Source organism: Novosphingobium mississippiense (assembly GCF_044029535.1).
GTDB lineage: Bacteria > Pseudomonadota > Alphaproteobacteria > Sphingomonadales > Sphingomonadaceae > Novosphingobium.
Window position 1 is genome coordinate 3,702,765 of sequence record NZ_CP147001.1, and the last position, 17,027, is coordinate 3,719,791.

18 protein-coding genes and 1 pseudogene are annotated in these 17,027 nt (G+C 64.6%); 10 read left to right on the forward strand and 9 right to left on the reverse strand.

What is annotated here, in order from left to right:
* Window positions 1-275: 275 nt before the first annotated feature.
* Window positions 276-1,328, forward strand: a complete 1,053-nt coding sequence (locus WBP06_RS17560; RefSeq protein WP_395330319.1) for a ribonucleotide-diphosphate reductase subunit beta — start codon at window positions 276-278, stop codon at window positions 1,326-1,328.
* 316 nt (window positions 1,329-1,644) lie between these two features.
* Here WBP06_RS17560 and WBP06_RS17565 read toward each other — a convergent pair whose 3' ends face one another.
* The 4 genes from WBP06_RS17565 to WBP06_RS17580 all read right to left on the reverse strand — a co-directional run bounded on the left by WBP06_RS17565 (window position 1,645) and on the right by WBP06_RS17580 (window position 3,739).
* The gene (locus WBP06_RS17565; RefSeq protein WP_395330322.1) at window positions 1,645-2,217 is read right to left on the reverse strand and encodes a thermonuclease family protein; all 573 of its coding nucleotides are present in this window, start codon (window positions 2,215-2,217) and stop codon (window positions 1,645-1,647) included.
* Between the two features lie 27 nt (window positions 2,218-2,244).
* The gene (locus WBP06_RS17570) at window positions 2,245-2,601 is read right to left on the reverse strand and encodes a PilZ domain-containing protein (protein WP_395330324.1); all 357 of its coding nucleotides are present in this window, start codon (window positions 2,599-2,601) and stop codon (window positions 2,245-2,247) included.
* Between the two features lie 156 nt (window positions 2,602-2,757).
* Entirely contained in the window at window positions 2,758-3,348 is a 591-nt protein-coding gene (locus WBP06_RS17575; RefSeq protein WP_395330326.1) for a hypothetical protein, read from the reverse strand.
* A gap of 28 nt (window positions 3,349-3,376) precedes the next feature.
* Window positions 3,377-3,739: a DUF4870 family protein gene (locus tag WBP06_RS17580; RefSeq protein WP_395330328.1), complete on the reverse strand. Its 363-nt coding sequence runs from the start codon at window positions 3,737-3,739 to the stop codon at window positions 3,377-3,379.
* A 222-nt stretch (window positions 3,740-3,961) separates the two neighbouring features.
* Between WBP06_RS17580 and WBP06_RS17585 the strand changes: the two genes are divergently transcribed.
* A complete protein-coding gene (locus WBP06_RS17585) occupies window positions 3,962-5,422 on the forward strand; it encodes a carboxylesterase/lipase family protein (protein WP_395330330.1) in 1,461 nt (486 codons plus the stop codon).
* A gap of 165 nt (window positions 5,423-5,587) precedes the next feature.
* On the opposite strand, the pseudogene WBP06_RS17590 reads toward WBP06_RS17585, so the two are convergent.
* Window positions 5,588-6,911: pseudogene (locus WBP06_RS17590) on the reverse strand (NupC/NupG family nucleoside CNT transporter).
* Window positions 6,912-7,013: 102 nt separating this feature from the next.
* Here WBP06_RS17590 and WBP06_RS17595 point away from each other — a divergent pair.
* The 7 genes from WBP06_RS17595 to WBP06_RS17625 all read left to right on the forward strand — a co-directional run bounded on the left by WBP06_RS17595 (window position 7,014) and on the right by WBP06_RS17625 (window position 12,001).
* The gene (locus WBP06_RS17595) at window positions 7,014-7,691 is read left to right on the forward strand and encodes a queuosine precursor transporter (protein ID WP_395330332.1); all 678 of its coding nucleotides are present in this window, start codon (window positions 7,014-7,016) and stop codon (window positions 7,689-7,691) included.
* Between the two features lie 66 nt (window positions 7,692-7,757).
* Window positions 7,758-8,657, forward strand: a complete 900-nt coding sequence (gene argB, locus WBP06_RS17600) for an acetylglutamate kinase (RefSeq protein WP_395330334.1) — start codon at window positions 7,758-7,760, stop codon at window positions 8,655-8,657.
* 50 nt (window positions 8,658-8,707) lie between these two features.
* Complete coding sequence (locus WBP06_RS17605) at window positions 8,708-9,283, forward strand: hypothetical protein (RefSeq protein WP_395330336.1); 576 nt, start codon at window positions 8,708-8,710, stop codon at window positions 9,281-9,283.
* Window positions 9,284-9,474: 191 nt separating this feature from the next.
* The gene (locus WBP06_RS17610; RefSeq protein ID WP_395330338.1) at window positions 9,475-9,768 is read left to right on the forward strand and encodes a YggT family protein; all 294 of its coding nucleotides are present in this window, start codon (window positions 9,475-9,477) and stop codon (window positions 9,766-9,768) included.
* Complete coding sequence (gene folD, locus WBP06_RS17615) at window positions 9,768-10,664, forward strand: bifunctional methylenetetrahydrofolate dehydrogenase/methenyltetrahydrofolate cyclohydrolase FolD (RefSeq protein WP_395330340.1); 897 nt, start codon at window positions 9,768-9,770, stop codon at window positions 10,662-10,664. The genes WBP06_RS17610 and folD overlap by 1 nt, the downstream gene beginning before the upstream one ends.
* The gene (locus tag WBP06_RS17620; RefSeq protein ID WP_395330342.1) at window positions 10,661-11,362 is read left to right on the forward strand and encodes a hypothetical protein; all 702 of its coding nucleotides are present in this window, start codon (window positions 10,661-10,663) and stop codon (window positions 11,360-11,362) included. The genes folD and WBP06_RS17620 overlap by 4 nt, the downstream gene beginning before the upstream one ends.
* 6 nt (window positions 11,363-11,368) lie before the next feature.
* Window positions 11,369-12,001 (forward strand): MarC family protein, encoded by a 633-nt coding sequence (locus WBP06_RS17625; RefSeq protein ID WP_395330344.1) that lies wholly within the window; start codon window positions 11,369-11,371, stop codon window positions 11,999-12,001.
* A 181-nt stretch (window positions 12,002-12,182) separates the two neighbouring features.
* Here WBP06_RS17625 and wecC read toward each other — a convergent pair whose 3' ends face one another.
* The 3 genes from wecC to WBP06_RS17640 are packed head-to-tail and all read right to left on the reverse strand — an operon-like array spanning window position 12,183 to window position 15,465.
* Window positions 12,183-13,484 carry a UDP-N-acetyl-D-mannosamine dehydrogenase gene (gene wecC, locus WBP06_RS17630; RefSeq protein ID WP_395330346.1) on the reverse strand — a complete coding sequence of 434 codons (1,302 nt, stop codon included), beginning with the start codon at window positions 13,482-13,484 and terminating at the stop codon, window positions 12,183-12,185.
* Window positions 13,462-14,601, reverse strand: a complete 1,140-nt coding sequence (wecB, locus tag WBP06_RS17635) for a non-hydrolyzing UDP-N-acetylglucosamine 2-epimerase (RefSeq protein ID WP_395330348.1) — start codon at window positions 14,599-14,601, stop codon at window positions 13,462-13,464. The genes wecC and wecB overlap by 23 nt, the downstream gene beginning before the upstream one ends.
* A gap of 48 nt (window positions 14,602-14,649) precedes the next feature.
* Window positions 14,650-15,465 carry a tetratricopeptide repeat protein gene (locus WBP06_RS17640; RefSeq protein ID WP_395330350.1) on the reverse strand — a complete coding sequence of 272 codons (816 nt, stop codon included), beginning with the start codon at window positions 15,463-15,465 and terminating at the stop codon, window positions 14,650-14,652.
* 49 nt (window positions 15,466-15,514) lie between these two features.
* Between WBP06_RS17640 and dcd the strand changes: the two genes are divergently transcribed.
* Window positions 15,515-16,069 carry a dCTP deaminase gene (gene dcd, locus WBP06_RS17645; protein WP_395330352.1) on the forward strand — a complete coding sequence of 185 codons (555 nt, stop codon included), beginning with the start codon at window positions 15,515-15,517 and terminating at the stop codon, window positions 16,067-16,069.
* Window positions 16,070-16,243: 174 nt separating this feature from the next.
* On the opposite strand, the gene WBP06_RS17650 is transcribed toward dcd, so the two are convergent.
* Complete coding sequence (locus WBP06_RS17650) at window positions 16,244-17,026, reverse strand: enoyl-CoA hydratase/isomerase family protein (RefSeq protein ID WP_395330354.1); 783 nt, start codon at window positions 17,024-17,026, stop codon at window positions 16,244-16,246.
* Window position 17,027: the final 1 nt, after the last annotated feature.

Below are 17,027 nucleotides of genomic sequence, written 5' to 3' on the forward strand. Positions count from 1 at the left end.
TCTGGCGCGATCCGGCGAGTCGCGCAATTCCCTCTGGTCTACCAGTGCTAGCGTCCCCATATTGGGGGAGGCGCTAGATATGCCGTTTTTACCTGTGTAAACTTTCGGGCACGCGGCTCCACTTATGGTGGAATTTGAGTATCGTGGCCACCGTCGGCTCCCGGGTTCGCCCCGGGGCCAGAAATTTCAAGCGCCGCGAATGCCCGGAAAATGCCGCCTTATGTGGCTGCCAGCAGTCTCGGCGCGCCTGCACGAATCGCCATCGGAGTCCGCCCATGTCCCTTCTCGAAGCCCGCAAGACCTATAAGCCCTTCGAATACCCCTGGGCTTACGACTACTGGAAGATCCAGCAGCAGGTCCACTGGCTGCCCGAGGAAGTGCCGCTGGGCGAGGACTGCCGCGACTGGGTGCAGAACATCTCGGAGCATGAGCGCAACCTGCTGACGCAGATCTTCCGCTTCTTCACGCAGGCCGACGTGGAAGTGCAGGACTGCTACCACGAGAAGTACGCCCGCGTCTTCAAGCCCACCGAGATCAAGATGATGCTCACCGCATTCTCCAACATGGAGACGGTGCACATCGCCGCCTATTCGCACCTGCTCGACACCATCGGCATGCCGGAGAGCGAATATGGCGCCTTCCTCGAATATGCGGAACTGAAGGACAAGCACGACTACCTGCAGAAGTTCGGCGTCGACAATGACGAGGACATTGCCCGCACCCTGGCCATGTTCGGCGGCTTTACCGAAGGCGTGCAGCTGTTCGCCAGCTTCGCGATGCTGATGAACTTCCCGCGCTTCAACAAGATGAAGGGCATGGGCCAGATCGTCTCGTGGTCGGTCCGCGACGAATCGCTGCACTGCGAAGGCATCATCAAGCTGTTCCACACTTTCGTGCAGGAACGCGGCTGCCTGACCAAGGCGGTGAAGGACGACATTGCCGACCAGTGCCAGACTACGATTCGCCTGGAGGACAATTTCATCGACCTGGCCTTCGAACTCGGCCCGGTTCCGGGCATGACGCCCAAGGACATCAAGAAGTACATCCGCTACATCGCCGACTGGCGCCTGGGCCAGCTGGGCCTGAAGCCGATCTACCTGATCGACGAGCATCCGCTGCCCTGGCTGCAGCCGCTGCTGAACGGCGTGGAGCACGCGAACTTCTTCGAAACGCGCGCGACGGAGTACTCGAAGGGCGCCACTCGTGGCGACTGGAACACCGTGTGGACGAACTTCGATTCGCGCCGCAAGGCCAAGGCCAACGATTCGGAGCCGCTGGTGGACCTGTCGGAACCCGACATGTTCGGCAGCACGCAGGCGGCAGAGTAAGCGCTTCGCCCGATCCGCGCTTCGGTACGGATTTCGAAACCCCGTATGCCATCGGCATGCGGGGTTTTGTTTTTTCAGGGGCGAGTGGGGATCATGCCGCTAGAGCAGTTTCCGATCCGATTGCATCGGATCAACTGCTCTAAGTTTTTGGTTTATCGCGTTTTCCGAGTCATCAGGTGATTCCACCTGATTAGAAAACGCTCTAGAAGGCCAAGTGGGATCCCCGCCTTCGCGGGGATGACCAATCCAAGGTTTCGGCATCAGCTGTCGGGCATCAGCCGATGCCAGCCCGTCCGGATGCGCAGGCCGTGCAGCCTCAGCACCAGTTGCGGCGGTAGCCCTTCCAGCGTTCGGCCAGTCCCTCCGCCACCAGCACTTCGCCCAGGCTCTGCCCGCCGCGGGTGACCACGCGCAGTTCGCGGCCGTAGCGATCGGTGTCGCGCCCGTCGGTCCACGGCTCCAGAGAGAATCGGCCCTCGTTCAGCAGTTCGGTCATCCGCACAGTGGCGCGGGCACCCAGTGCGGCTTCGGCAGGGCAGTCCGGCTCGCTGGTTTCGGGCGTGTTGATGTCGGCGATGCGGATTTTCTTGCCCTGGTACCAGAAGGTGTCGCCATCGACGATGCAGGTGTGGCGTTTGCGGCCGCTGCAATGGGCGAAGCGGCCGACTTCATGGTCGTCGGCCGAAGCGACGGGGCTGGTGGTGGAGGACTGCGGACCGGGTGCGATCGCGGGCCAGAAATACACGGCGGCGAACGATGCCAGCGGGGCGATGATCCAGATCGGCCACAGGCGGGAGGGACGGCGCTGCGGGCGCCGGCGCGTGAAGCCGCGCTGCGGGTCGCGTGCACCGGCAATCGGAATGACGTTCGAACGACGAGGGAAAAGCATGAAACTCTAAGGATTTGAGAGGCCGGATCAGGTTCCGTATTCGCGCAATTCCGGCTCGTCAAATTCACCGCGACAGGTGCGCACCAGCAAGTCCAGCTCGGCGCGATGCAGCGCACGCAGCAGCTTCATGCCCAGCGTGCCGCCGCCGGTCCACCGTACCCGCGCCTCGATCGGTGCGGCGCCGTCTACCTTGATGGTGACCAGATCGTCGATGGCGAGGGCAACGACATTGTTCTGCCCGGCATCCGAAAGGCAGCCGATTCGGCAACCTTCCTGAGACAGTTCGACCAGCAGGCCACTGCCGATGCGGCGGCCTTCGCGGTGAATGCTTGCTTTCCTGCCCACGGCATAGCGCTGATGGGCGCTGTATCTCAGTATCCTCACAGGCGGCGCCCCCCGGTCGTTCCGTTCCTGATAATTTCGAGTGTCCGGCCTGTTTCCGTATCCGGCCAGCGTCTCAATCAGGAGCGAGCGTGCTCTCTCATGATTACCAATTGGTTATCTTATAGGCGATTGTACGCCAACAGGGTTGAAAAACGGTCATCCCAGGATTTCGTAGATTCGCCCGATCCAGCTGAGCAGATAAACAAGGAAGAGCAGGGGCAGCGCGATGTGGAAGCGGCGATTCGCGGTCCATGCGGCCGTCACGAACAGGGCGCCGCAGACGATCAGCCGCACCGGATACTCGGGCCCCAGCGCTTTCAGATAGGCGGGCCCCTTGATCCAGGTGTCCACCCAGTCCGCCACGCAGATCGCCACCAGCAGGCCGAAGAACCAGACGCGGCGAGAGAGGAAGTAATCCTCATACCCCGCATAATCGTCCATCCATTCGGGAAACAACAGGCTGGCCAGCAGATAGTGCAGGAAGGCATAGCCCAGCACGAAGGCGAACAGTTCGAAGCGCCAGGTGGTCACGCGCTCCAGCCCGAATTCCCACCACCAGAAATGGATGGTCATCACCAGCACCACCGCCACCCAGGCAAGGTGGGCGGGATAGAGCCGCCGCCGCCGCGGATGCTGGACGATGCCGGATATCCCGGAAAGCAGGCGGGTAAGCGCAAGGCCAAGAACCAAGCCGACCAGCACGCGAACGTGCAGGAAAACCTCACCCGCGGCGGGCGCCTGGCCCATTTCTACCCTCCCGACGCAGGCCGCCCGATCAGATCGTCCAGCTTCCCGGATTGGGCATCGGCTGGTGCTTCTGCGCATTGAGCAGGCTCATCACGCAGCGCACGATCACCAGCACGCCCACCGCCGCCAGCACCAGCAGGCCGATCACCACGATCAGCAGCAGGCCGCCGATGATCGAGCCGATCAGGCCGATCCAGAAGGTGTTGATCAGGTACTGATAGTGAGACGCTTCCCAATCCGCCTTCGCCTCGCCCCGCCAGACGTAGGCAAGCACGATGCCGACGATGGCCGTGACCCCCGTCACGCACGAGGCGAGATAGAGCAGGCAGATGATCGTCGGGTGATTGAATTCGAAACTGGAACCGGTGCTGCTGCGATCGAGGTCGTCCATGGGATCCTCCCTGATGGCCGGGCTGTCGATGCTGCCTCCATTGGCTGTCCGGTGCAAGTATTGTTTCAAAAAGGGAAAAATGGCCATTCGACGAATACTTGCGCGCTGCAGGCATCACGGCGGCGGATTACATGATTTGCCCTATGGTCTTGTCGCCGGGGGCGGTTACCACTGCGATTGCGGGCCTTTAGTCATGGTGCGGGCCGCAGGGGGAGTGACGCCGTGACCGAGATCGTGATCGAAACGCGCAGCGGAACGCTGGCCGGCATCGGCGAGGCGGGGCTGACGCGCTTCCTGGGCATACCTTACGCAAGCGCGGCCCGGTTCGAGGCGCCCGGCCCGGTCGCGGCGTGGCAAGGCACTCGCGCGGCGGATCGTTTCGGCCGTCAATGCCCCCAGCAGTTCGGTGGCAAGGTGCGCCGCGACGTGCTGGAGAGCGAGACTTACGGCGAGGATTGCCTGTACCTCAACGTGTTCCGCCCGGAAGGCGGATCGGTCGGGCCGAAGCCGGTGATGGTCTGGATCCACGGCGGCGCTTTCCTGGCCGGCGGTGCCAATGCCTACGACGCATCGCGGCTGGCGCGGGAAGGTGACATCATCGTCGTCACCATCAACTACCGCATCGGCGTGCTGGGCTTCGTGAACTTCGCCGATGCGCTGGGCCTTCCGGCCATCCCGTCCAACATCGGGCTGCGCGACCAGATCGCCGCGCTGGAATGGGTGCGCGACACTATCGCCGATTTCGGTGGCGATCCCGGCAAAGTGACGATCTGCGGCCAGTCCGCCGGATCGATGTCCGTCTCGCTGCTGATGCTCTCTCCCCGTGCGCGCGGCCTGTTTCATGGCGCGGTGATGCAGTCCGGCGCGGTCAGCCTGATCCACGACCGCGAACGCTCGATCCGCGATGCGCGGCGCTATGCAGAGGCGTTGAAGCTGGACCAGTCCCGTCTTCAACGGCTGAAGACCATGGACATCGCCGACCTGATGCGAGCGCAGGCGATCGTCGGCAAGCAGTTGAAGAACGCGATCCCCGCCGCACCGTGGTACGATGGCGATGTGCTGCCCGCCTCCTTCGATGAAGCCGTGGCGACGCCGACCGCACCGGTGCCGCTGCTGGCGGGGGCCACGCGCGATGAAGTGCGCCTGTTCGACCTGATGCCCGGCGATATCCTTCCGACCAAGTGGGACGACCTCAAGGGCCTGCTGCGCGACCAGTTCGGCCCGGAGCAGACGGCGCGCATCCTGGCGACGTATCCGCGCAGCCGGAAAGGGCGCATCGCGCTCGGCTCGGACCTTACTTTCGTGATGCCCACGCGCCATTTTGCGGAGCGTCATGCGCGGGGGAATCCGACATGGTTCTATCGCTTCGACTATGCGCATCCGCTGGTCGGTGCCGCGCATGGGCTGGATCTGACGATGTTCTGGCCGTTCTCCGGCCTGAAGATGGCGCTGGTGCGGGGTGGGCCGGACAAGGGGCGGCGCGCGGAACTGGGGCAGCGGATGCGTTCGCACGTCGCGCATTTCGTCCGGCACGGCGATCCGGGCGACATCTGGCCGCGTTACGAGGCGGAATCGCGCAAGGTGAGGATCTACGATCTTGCCGATAGCTTCGCGGCTAACCCGGAAGCGGAGCGCTATGCCGCCTGGGCCGGTCGCGATGTGGAGCCGGGGCGGGGGAAGTAGAGGGCTTCACTCGGCCAGTCAGCGAACCTGCCGCAACATCCAGCCTCGTCATCCCCGCGAAGGCGGGGATCCCGCTTTTCTCGCGGCACACGACAGGTCGCAGAAGGAAGCGGGGCCCCCGCTTTCGCGGGGGCGACGGAGTGTGAAGTGCGGGTCGGGAGGGCCTCAGTTCAGCCCCAGGAACAGCCCGGCCAGCGCAGCGCTCATCAGGTTGGACAAGCTACCGGCGCAAAGCGCGCGGACGCCCAGGCGGGCGATGATCGGGCGCTGGTTGGGCGCAAGACCGCCGGTCACCGCCATCTGGATCGCGATCGAACGAGAAGTTGGCGAAGCCGCAGAGCGCGAAGGTCACCACCGCCACCGTGCGCGCGGAAAGCTCCTTCATGTTGCCAAGATCGATGAAGGCGACGAATTCGTTCAGCACGATCTTGCTGCCGAACAGGCTGCCCGCCTGCATCGCCTCGTGCCAGTCGGGCGTGGCGAGCAGGTAGAACACCGGCGCGAAGACGTAGCCTAGCAGGCCCTGGAAGGTCACGCCGGCAAAGCCGAACAGGCTGCCGACCCAGCCGACCAGACCGTTGGCCAGCGCGATCAGCGCCACGAAGGCCAGCACCATGGCGCCGACGGCGACGGCCAGCTTCACGCCGGTCTGCGCGCCCTGCGATGCGGCCATGATGATGTTGGCGGGCTTTTCCTCGTCATGCTCTACGGCTTCGGGCTCGTCGATATGGACGCCGGGCAGGTGCGTCACGTCCGCGCGGTTCAGCGCGGCGGCGGCAGCGCCAGCGGGCGGCAGCGTGCCTTCATGCACGTCCGCCTCTTCGACCACCGGGCGCGGATCGGGCATGATCATCTTCGCCATGAAGATGCCGCCCGGCGCCGACATGAAGGCGGCGGCCACCAGATAGTCGATGCGGATGCCCATCGAGGCATAGGCGGCCAGGATCGTGCCGGCCACGCCCGCCAGGCCCACGCTCATAACGCAGAACAGCTGCGAGGGGTTGAGGTTGGCAAGGTAGGGGCGGATCACCAGCGGCGCCTCGCTCTGGCCCACGAAGATGTTGGACGCGGCGCAGAGGCTTTCCACCTTGCTGATCCCGGTCACCTTCTCCAGCGCGCCGCCGATCCAGCGCACCACCAGCGGCATGATCTTCAGGTAATAGAGGATCGAGATCAGCGATGCGAAGAAGATGATCACCGGCAGGGCGGAGATCGCGAAGGAATGGCCGCCGATTTCCGGGCTGGCCAGCGGGCCGAACAGGAATTCCACGCCGGCATGGGCATAGCCCAGCAGGCTTTCCACGCCCGCCGCGGCGCCGCCCAGCAGGTCCTTGCCGAACGGAACGTAGAGCACCAGCGCCGCCAGCCCGGCCTGAAGCGCGAACGCCGCGCCCACCACGCGCAGCCGGATTGCCCGGCGATTGGTGGACAGAAGAAAGGCGAAGGCCATGATGAGAACGATGCCAAACAGGCTGTAGGCGACGTGCATCGTCCCCGGGTCTCCAAAAAACATGCTGAATCTGTGCGCAAACCTAGAGGCGCGCATTCGTGGCGGCTAGTGCAATTGTGCCAAGCCCGTTAGAGCATCGTCATGGAACCGCAAGCCCCGGCAAGCGCGCAGTCCCGCGCGATTCTCATTCCCCGTTCGATGTTCGTCTTCTCTACGCTCTATGGCGGGCTGGTGGTGCTGGCTGGCGTGCTGGGCATCAAGATCGCCTCGCTGGGCCACTGGCCGGTGGTGGGCGACCTGGCCGTGGAATCGGGGATCTTCGCATTCCTGCTGCTGGTGGTGCTCTCCAGCGCGGTGGCCGAACTGCACGGTACGGTGGTGGCCAACCGGCTGATCCGGTTCGGTTTCATCCCGTTGATCGTGTCGATGAGCCTGCTGACCCTGGTGATCCACGCGGTGCCGCCGGCGCCGTTCTGGCAGGATCAGGAAGCCTACGCCCGCCTGCTGGGGCAGGGCGCGCGCATGCAGTTCGCGGGCCTGGTTTCCTACGGCGTATCGCAGACGCTGAACGTGATGGTATTCTCGCGCCTGTCCGCCGGTCGTGAAGGCGCGTTGCTGATGCTGCGCGCGTGGATTGCCAGCCTGCTGTCGCAAGTGGTCGATACGCTGATCTTCATCACGATCTCGTTCGCGGGCGTGCTGCCGCTGTGGTCGATCATGGAAGGGCAGATCATTTCCAAGCTGCTGCTCTCCACGATCATGGTGCCGCCGTTCATCTGGCTGTTCGTGAAGCTGGGCCGCGCGCTGGACGCAGAGTGAAACAATCGGTCGTTACAGTCCGGTTTTAGGGTTTAAAAACTGACGCAGGGGTCTAAAGCGCCACCCATGCCGAATCCCCACGATCCCGCCATGCTCTCGAAGGCCGAGACGCTCGTCGATGCGCTGCCCTACATGCAGCGGTATGCCGGTCGCACGTTCGTCGTGAAGTACGGCGGCCATGCCATGGGCGATCCCGAACTGGCGCGCGATTTCGCGGAAGACGTGGTGCTGCTGAAGGCGGTGGGCATCAACCCCGTGGTCGTCCACGGCGGCGGCCCGCAGATTGGCGCCATGCTCAAGACCATGGGCGTCGAATCGCGCTTCGTCGATGGCCTGCGCGTCACCGACAAGGAGACCGCGAAAGTCGCCGAAATGGTGCTTTCGGGCGTGATCAACAAGGAAATCGTCGGCTGGATCAGCGAAGCCGGTGGCAAGGCCATGGGTATTTCCGGCAAGGACGGCGGCCTCGTCACCGCATCCAAGGTGCAGCGCACGGCCAAGGATCCGGACAGCAACATCGAACGCGTGGTCGACCTTGGCTTCGTGGGGGAACCTGCGAAGATCGACACCAGCGTGATCGAGACGATCTCGGCCGCCGGCATGATCCCGGTGATCGCCCCGATCGCCCCGGGCGAGGATGGCCAGACCTACAACATCAATGCGGACACGATGGCCGGCGCCATTGCCGCCGCCCTTGGCGCCGCGCGGCTGTTCCTGCTGACCGACGTGCACGGCGTGCTGGACAAGCAGGGCGAACTGCTGACCGACCTGAAGCCGTCCGACATCAAGGTCCTTCAGGAAGACGGCACGATTTCCGGCGGCATGATCCCCAAGCTGGAAACCTGCGTTCACGCGGTCGAAGCCGGTTGCGAGGCGGCGGTCGTGCTTGACGGGCGTGTTTCCCATGCCATGTTGCTGGAAATATTCACGCAGGAAGGCGCGGGCACGCTGATCCGGGCCGGCTAGAATAAACTGCAGCAGGGGGAAATTCCGGCAGAAAGGCCCTTTCGATCACAATGCGTACCAGTTTCCTTCTCGCCCCGGTTCTCTCTGTTTCGGCTCTCGCGCTTCTGCTCGCGGGCTGCACCAAGGAGCCGAGCGCCGAGCCTAGCGGCGCGGCGAGCATGGAAGCGAGCGAGGCGGCTGCCGCCACCGACGATACGCCGAGTCACGATACGCCGGGCGACGATGCCACCGGCGCGGCGACTGCAGGCGTCGCCGCCAAGCTGGACTTCGACGCGTTGAGCGAGCGCCGTGATCCGGAACGCCTGCTGCGGTTCTACACCAATGCCCTGCGCGTGGGCGACTGGGCGGATGCCGCCCGCGCCTGGAGCCTGGACGCGCAGATGACGCCCGAAAAGCTGGCCAAGGAATTCGGTGGCGATGCCGGCCCGAAGATCGCGGTGGGCAAGGGCGATGTCGAAGGCGCGGCCGGTTCGCTCTATTACGAAGCGCCGTTGGTGATCGATTTCGCCGATGGCCGCCCGTCGCGCCGGGGCACCATCGTCCTGCGCCGCGTCAACGATGTGCCGGGGGCCAGCGAGGAGCAGCTGAACTGGCGCATCGAGCGGACATCAACGCTGACGCAATAAATCCGATCGCGTGATCGAGAGCGGGGCGCGGGTTTTCCGCGCCGTTTCGGCGCTCATCGATCTCTGTTGCACTGCGATGGACGCGCCCTTGCCCCGGCGCCGTCCATTCGGCTATCAGCACTTCAGAAATTTGCTGGAAAGTCCGCAACTCGCGGGCATCTTCGCATTCCCACGTATCCAAGGAGCCGGCGTTGCTGTTCCTCACCCTCTACGACATCATTTCCTACCTGATCAGCATCATCGTCTTCGTGGTGATCGTGCAGTTCGTGCTGGGCCTGCTGATCGCGTTCAACGTGGTCAACACGCACAACCAGTTCGTCTCGGCCGTATGGACCGCGCTCAACGCGATCCTGGAGCCGATGCTGCGGCCGATCCGCCGCATCATGCCGAATACCGGCGCGATCGACTTTTCGCCGATGGTGCTGATCATCGGCCTGAAGGTTCTGCAGATCATTCTCGGCAACGTTGCACGGGCCTATTACTGATGGCGCAAGCAGATATCATTGACGGAAAAGCCTTTGCCGAGGGCCTGCGCGCCCGCGTGGGCACCGCTGCCGTCGGTTTCGAAGCGCGCACCGGCCGCAAGCCGGGCCTTGCCGTGGTGCTGGTGGGCGAAGACCCGGCCAGCCAGGTCTACGTCCGCAACAAGGGCAAGCAGACCCTGGCGGCCGGCATGGCCAGCTTCGAACACAAGCTGCCCGCCGACACTGCCGAGGACGATCTGCTGGCGCTGGTTCGCCAGTTGAACGAAGACCCGGCCGTGGACGGCATCCTCGTCCAGCTGCCGCTGCCGGCGCACATGAACGAGCAGAAGGTGATCGCCACGATCAACCCCGACAAGGACGTGGACGGCTTCCACGTCGTCAATGTCGGGCGGCTTGCCACCGGCCTGCCGGGTTTCGTGCCCTGCACGCCGCTGGGCTGCGTGATGCTGCTGAAGGACAAGCTGGGCTCGCTCTCCGGCCTCGATGCCGTGGTGATCGGCCGCTCGAACATCGTCGGCAAGCCGATGGCACAACTGCTGATCGCCGAAAGCTGCACCGTCACCGTGGCGCACAGCCGCACCAAGGACCTGCCCGAAGTCGTCCGCCGTGCCGACATCGTGGTGGCCGCGGTCGGCCGTCCGGAAATGGTCAAGGGGGACTGGCTGAAGCCCGGCGCCACCGTGATCGACGTGGGCATCAACCGCGTGCCGGGGGCCGAGGAAGGCAAGACCAGGCTGGTTGGCGACGTCGATTTCGCTTCGGCCTCCGCCGTCGCGGGCGCGATCACCCCGGTTCCCGGCGGCGTCGGCCCGATGACCATCGCGGTTCTGCTGCGCAACACCATCGTCGCCGCCCACCGCAACGCCGGTCTGGACTTCGACGAGAGCGCACTTTGACCTTGCGCCGGGCGATCGCCGGAGCCGCCGCGCTGGCGCTGGTGACGACACCGGCGCTGGCCCGCCGCCCCGATCGGGCGCCCGGCGTCGGTACCGCCAACCCCAGCGCGCTGATCGCGGCGGAGATCGCCTTCGCCCGCATGGCGCGCGAGAAGGGGCAGTGGACCGCCTTTCGGGAGACCGCCGCCGAGGACGCGGTGATGTTCGTGCCGGAACCGGTCCGCGCGCAGACATGGCTCAGCGGCCGCAAGGACCCGCCGGCGGCCGTGCAGTGGCAAGCCGCGCAAGTCTGGATGAGCTGCGACGGCACCTTGGGCGTCACCAAGGGCGCGTGGCAGCGGCCGGACGGTTCGGTCGGCTATTTCACGACCATCTGGCAGAAGCGCTGGAAGAAGGCCGATTATCGCTGGGTGCTCGATCAGGGCGACACGCTGGCGCAGCCCCTGCCGGATAGCGACATGTTGTCCGCTTCGGTAGCGGATTGCGCCGGAGGCAGCCCGCGCCCTGATGGCCAGCGGCCGGAACCCGCCAAGGGCCCACCCGGCATGACCGGAGAAGGCCGTTCGGACGACGGCACGCTGACCTGGCATTACAACGTCGCAGCCGACCAATCCCGCTCGCTCGTCGTCTCGATGATCAAGAATGGCACCATGACCGAAGTGATGCGCAGCGACGTCGCCGCGCCGAAGGCCCCGTAACCCCGCATGTACGAACTCTTCCTCAGCGCCTTCGTCACGCTTTTCGTGGTGATCGACCCGCCCGGCTGCGCGCCGATCTACGCCGGTCTTTCGGCCGAGGCGAACCGCTCTCAGGCGATTTCGATGGCCGGCCGCGCCTGCCTGATCGCCACGGCCATCCTGATCGTCTTCGCGCTGTTCGGTGAGCGGCTGCTGCATGCGCTGCATATCGAACTCAACGCCTTCCGCATTGCCGGCGGCATCATGCTGTTCATGATCGCGATCGACATGGTCTTCGAAAAGCGCACCCAGCGCCGCGAGGAACGGGCCGAGAAGATCATCGCGCACAACATGGAAACGCCGGAGGTGGATGACGTCTCGGTGTTCCCGATGGCGATGCCGATGCTGGCGGGACCGGGATCGATCGCCACGATCATGCTGCTCACCTCGCGCGCGCACGGGATGGAAGAGACGCTGGCCGTGCTCGCCGCGATGATCGCGGTGATGCTTCTCAGCTTCGCCGCGCTGGCGGCCGCCGGCCCGCTGATGCGGGTGCTGGGTGACAAGGTAGAGGCGGTCATAACGCGCCTGCTGGGCGTGTTGCTGGCCGCCTTGGCGGCGCAGTACGTGATCGACGGTGTGAAGGCCGTGCTGCTCTGAAGGTTGCGGCCGCGCCAAGGTCGCGGTTCGGTGAGCAATTTCTGCCCAAAATAACGCCGTCATCCCCGCGAAGGCCGGGATCCCGCTTGTTCTTCTCGCGGCAAGGAAAAAGGAAGCGGGGCCCCCGCCTTCGCGGGGGCGACGAGGTTTATTTAGGGAACGTCGTTGGGCAAATAAGCGATTACCCCGCCAGCGCCAGCTTCGCCGCTTCTTCCCGCACGACTCGCGGTTGATCCGGCCAGATGCCGCGCGTGTCGTAGACCAGCTTGTCCGCACGCTCTGCCAGCGGCACCACGCGGAACACATCGTGGTCGACCAGCACGATCAGGATCTGGCAAGTCTCCAGCGCATCGTCGATGTCGATCTGTACCGCGCCGGTGTCGGTGAACTCGATCGGAAGCTGCGCCGCGTAGGGCTCGACCACATGAATGCGGCTGCCGAACTTGCGGGCGAGGCGGCTGGTGACGAAGCGGGCAGGGCTCTCGCGGAAATCGTCGATATTGGCCTTGAAGGCCAGGCCCAGGCAGGCGACTTTCGCCTCCGGATTGGCTTCCAGCAGCGCTTCGGCCTTGGCGATCACGTGGTGCATCTTGTGATCGTTGACGCCGCGCGCGGTGCGGATCAGCGGGGTTTCCTCCGGCGCGCCATGGACGATGAACCAGGGGTCCACCGCGATGCAGTGGCCGCCCACGCCCGGGCCGGGCGTCAGGATGTTCACGCGCGGGTGGCGGTTGGCGAGGCGGATCACCTCCCACACGTCCAGCCCCATGCGGTCCGCCACCATCGACAGTTCGTTGGCAAAGGCGATGTTGACGTCGCGATAGGCGTTCTCGACCAGCTTGGTCATCTCGGCCGAGCGGGCATCGGTGGTGACGCATTCGCCGCGCACGAAGCGCTTGTAGAAGGCCAGCGCCTTGCGCGCGCAGCGCGGCGTGATGCCGCCGATCGAGCGATCGTTGTTGGTCAGTTCCTCAAGGATGCGGCCGGGCAGCACGCGCTCGGGACAATAAGCGATCGAGACGTCGGGCGTATCGCGCGTCAGCCCTGGAATCTTCAGGTCCGGCCGCAGTTCGGCGATCAGGTCGCGCAACTGCTCGGTGGTGCCGACCGGCGAGGTCGACTCCAGAATCACCACGTCGCCCGCCTTCAACACCGGCGCGACCGAGCGGCCGGCGGCGAGCACGTAGGAAATGTCGGGCGCGTGGTTCTTGTCGAACGGCGTCGGCACCGCGATCACGAAGACATCGGCCGGCGCGATCTCGGTAGAGGCCGAGAGCAGCCCGCGCGAGACGACGCCTTGCACAAGGCCGTCGAGATCGACTTCCTCGATATGGATTTCGCCCCGATTGATGGTGTCGACCACCGCCTGCGAGACGTCGAGGCCCAGCACCTTGCACCCGGAGCGGGCAATCACCGCGGCGGTGGGAAGGCCGATGTAGCCCAGCCCTACGACGCAGACGTCAGGCTTGTTGTCCGATTTCACTGGCAAGCAACTCCACGATTCGGCGCGAGGAATGCCCGTCCCCGAAGGGGTTATGGGCGCGCGCCATGGACTCGTATGCCACTCTATCGTCCAGCAGGGTTGATAATTCGGTAACGATCGTCTCGGCCGAAGTTCCGACCAGTTTCGCGGTTCCGGCGGCAACGCCTTCGGGCCGTTCGGTCGTCTCGCGCATCACCAGCACCGGCTTGCCCAGCGCAGGCGCTTCCTCCTGCACGCCGCCCGAATCGGTCAGCATGATCTCGGCGATGGAGATCAGGCGGGCGAAGTGCGGATAGTCGAGCGGTTCGATCAGCGCCACGTTGTCCAGCCCGGACAGGCGCTCGTTCATCACCTTGCGCACATTGGGGTTGAGATGGACGGGGAAGATCACCGCCACATCGGGTCGCGCGGCGATATGGCGGATGGCGGAGGCGATCTGCTCCATCCCCTCGCCAAAGTTCTCGCGCCGGTGGCTGGTGACGCCGATGATCCGCTTGCCGGCGAAACGCGCTTCCAGATCGGCTAGACCGGCGGCCAGCGCGGGCTGGCGCTCGATTTCGGCAACCACCCAGTGCAGTGCGTCGATCACCGAGTTGCCGGTGACGTGGACACGCGCGGGACCGACATTCTCGCGCAGCAGTGCCGCCTGTGACGTTTCGGTGGGCGCGAAGTGCAGGCTGGCCATGGCGCCGATGATCTTGCGGTTCACTTCCTCGGGCCAAGGGTGGTGGATGTTGCCCGAGCGCAGGCCCGCCTCGACATGATCGACCGGCAGCTTGCGGTAATAGGCAGCTAGCGCGCCGGCCATGGCGGTGGCGGTGTCGCCTTGCACGATCACGCGATCGGGCTGCACAGCGTCCATCACCTTGCCCAGCCCGGTCAGCAGATTGGCGGTCAGCGCATCCAGCGTCTGGTCGGGCTGCATCACGTCCAGATCGTGATCGGGCACGATCCCGGCGATCTCCAGCACCTGATCGAGCATCTGGCGATGCTGCGCGGAGACGCAGACCACGCATTCGAAGCGGGGATCGGCCTTCAGCGCGTGAACCAGTGGGAAGAGCTTGATCGCTTCCGGCCGGGTGCCGAAGACGAGGAGGATGCGGGCGGGCTTGGTCATGATGGGCTGGACTATCCGAGAGTTCTTAAGCTTCGCATAAGCGCCGCCTTACTTTGCGCCCTTGCGCTGCTGAGCGATGAAATCCAGTTCGTTCCTTGCGACGCTGCTGTCCGGTTCATCCTTGAGCGATTGCTTGTAAGCTTTCTCCGCTCCATTGAGATCGCCCTTCTCGACCAGCATGTAACCAATTCCTCGCTGCGCGGTGGCGCGGTTATGCTTCTTGGTCTTATCGTCTTCGGCGAATTCTGCGTGTTCGAGTGCGGCACGATAGGCTTCCTCTGCCTTGTCGTTCTGGCCGTTGATCCGATAGGCGTAGCCAAGCTCGACGAAGTAATGCGCGTGCATTGGTGCGAGTGCCGTCAGCCGTTGCAACGTGACCAGGGCCTCTGGTTTGCGATCGAGTTCGACCAGGGCATAGGATTTGACAAACAGGGCATCGCATACCTCAGCGTTCAATACGATACCGTCCCGTTTCTGGGTTGCAGGCAGAGTGGCGTAGAGGATTGCTTCCATCATGGTGGGGCCGCAGAAAACCATGCCCTTCTTTTCTGCCTGAGCGATCTGCGCGTCGAAGCGGGTGAGCAGCGGCCCCACGAGGTCGAGCGCCTGAGCGGCTTGTTTCTGGCCGATCAGTTTGAATGCTTGGGTGATCGCAGCGTTATCTGCCCCGTCGTCAGCCTGGATACTCGCTTCGGAGGCATTGGCCGATCCAGTCACGATTGCCGCGCCACCCAACGCAGCCAGTATATATTTCATCATGTTGCCATCCCCCGTTTTGCTTCGCGCCGATGCGTAACCGCAATCGGGACAAGGGAAAATCCCCCACGGCACATCCGGCAATAGATATGGGGTGATCGTGGACAAGGCTTGCGCGGCTCTTGCCCCGGTCCTTCCCATCGGCAATCACCGGGCCATGTCTATCCTGAGCGACAAGTGGATCCGCCAGCAGGCGCTGGAACACGGCATGATCGAGCCCTTCGTCGAGGCGCAGCGCCGCGACGGGTGCATTTCCTACGGCCTCTCGTCCTACGGATACGACGCGCGCGTGGCGCCGGAGTTCAAGATCTTCACCAACGTCGATTCGGCGGTGGTCGATCCCAAGGACTTCGCCAGCAATTCCTTCGTGGACCGCGAGACCGACGTCTGCGTGATCCCGCCCAATTCCTTCGCGCTGGCCCGCACGGTCGAATACTTCCGCGTGCCGCGCGACGTTCTGGTGATTTGCCTGGGCAAGAGCACGTATGCCCGCTGCGGCATCATCGTGAACGTCACCCCGCTGGAGCCGGGCTGGGAAGGGCACGTGACGCTGGAATTTTCCAACACCACGCCGCTGCCGGCCAAGATCTACGCCAACGAAGGCGCGTGCCAGTTCCTGTTCCTGAAGGGCAACGAGCCTTGCGAGACCAGCTATGCCGACCGCGCGGGCAAGTACATGGGCCAGTTGGGCGTAACGCTGCCGAGGCTTTGAGGGCTCAGGCTAAGTCCTTGGTTTAAGGCCTTCACCGCCCACTAACGCCGTCATCCCCGCGAAGGCGGGGATCCCGCTTTTCTTGGCGGGCGCGGCGCGAAGGTAGCGGGGCCCCCGCCTTCGCGGGGGCGACGAAGTGATGTTGGGCGGGGCTAGTGCGGCTTCCCCGGCTGACTACTTGCCCGACCACACCGGCTTGCGCTTTTCCGCAAACGCGCGCGGGCCTTCCTGCGCATCCTCGCTGTTGTAAGTGTGTTCGTGCGCCGCGCGGGCGGCCTGCAAGGCGGCGGAGCGGCCCATCTCTGTCGAGAGCATCACCGTCTCGCGCGCGGCCTTTACCGATAGCGGCGCGCCTTCCAGCACGTCCAGCGCCAGTTCGATCGCCGCGTCCAGCACCGCGCCGGGTTCGGCCAGACGGTTGACGAGGCCGATCTCATAGGCGCGCTGGGCGGTGATCGGCTTTCCGGTGAGCATGATCTCCATCATGATCCGTTGCGGGATCATGTGGATCAGCGGCGAGGCCCAGGGGCTGCCGCGCCCGACCTTCACTTCGGTAATCGCGAACTTCGCATTGGTGCTGGCGACGCAGAGGTCGCAGGCCTGCGCGATCATCCAGCCGCCGGCGAAGGCATGGCCGTTGACGGCGGCGATGGTGGGCTTGGTCAGTTCGATCGTGTCGTAGGGCAGCGCGTAGAGATCGCGGGGCGGCACGGCCATGCCGGTTTCCACCATCTCCTTCAGGTCGCCGCCGGCGCAGAAGGCCTTGTCGCCGCTGCCGGTAAGGATGGCGATGCGGGCGGAAGCGTCGTTCTCGAAAGTCGCCCAAGCTTCGCGCAGCCCCTCGCGCACTTCGCGACTGAGGCAGTTGCGTTGTTCGGGGCGGTTGATGGTGATGACCGCGATGCCGTCTTCATGGGCATCGTAGATTACGGCCCGACTTTCTTGCGAACTCGACACT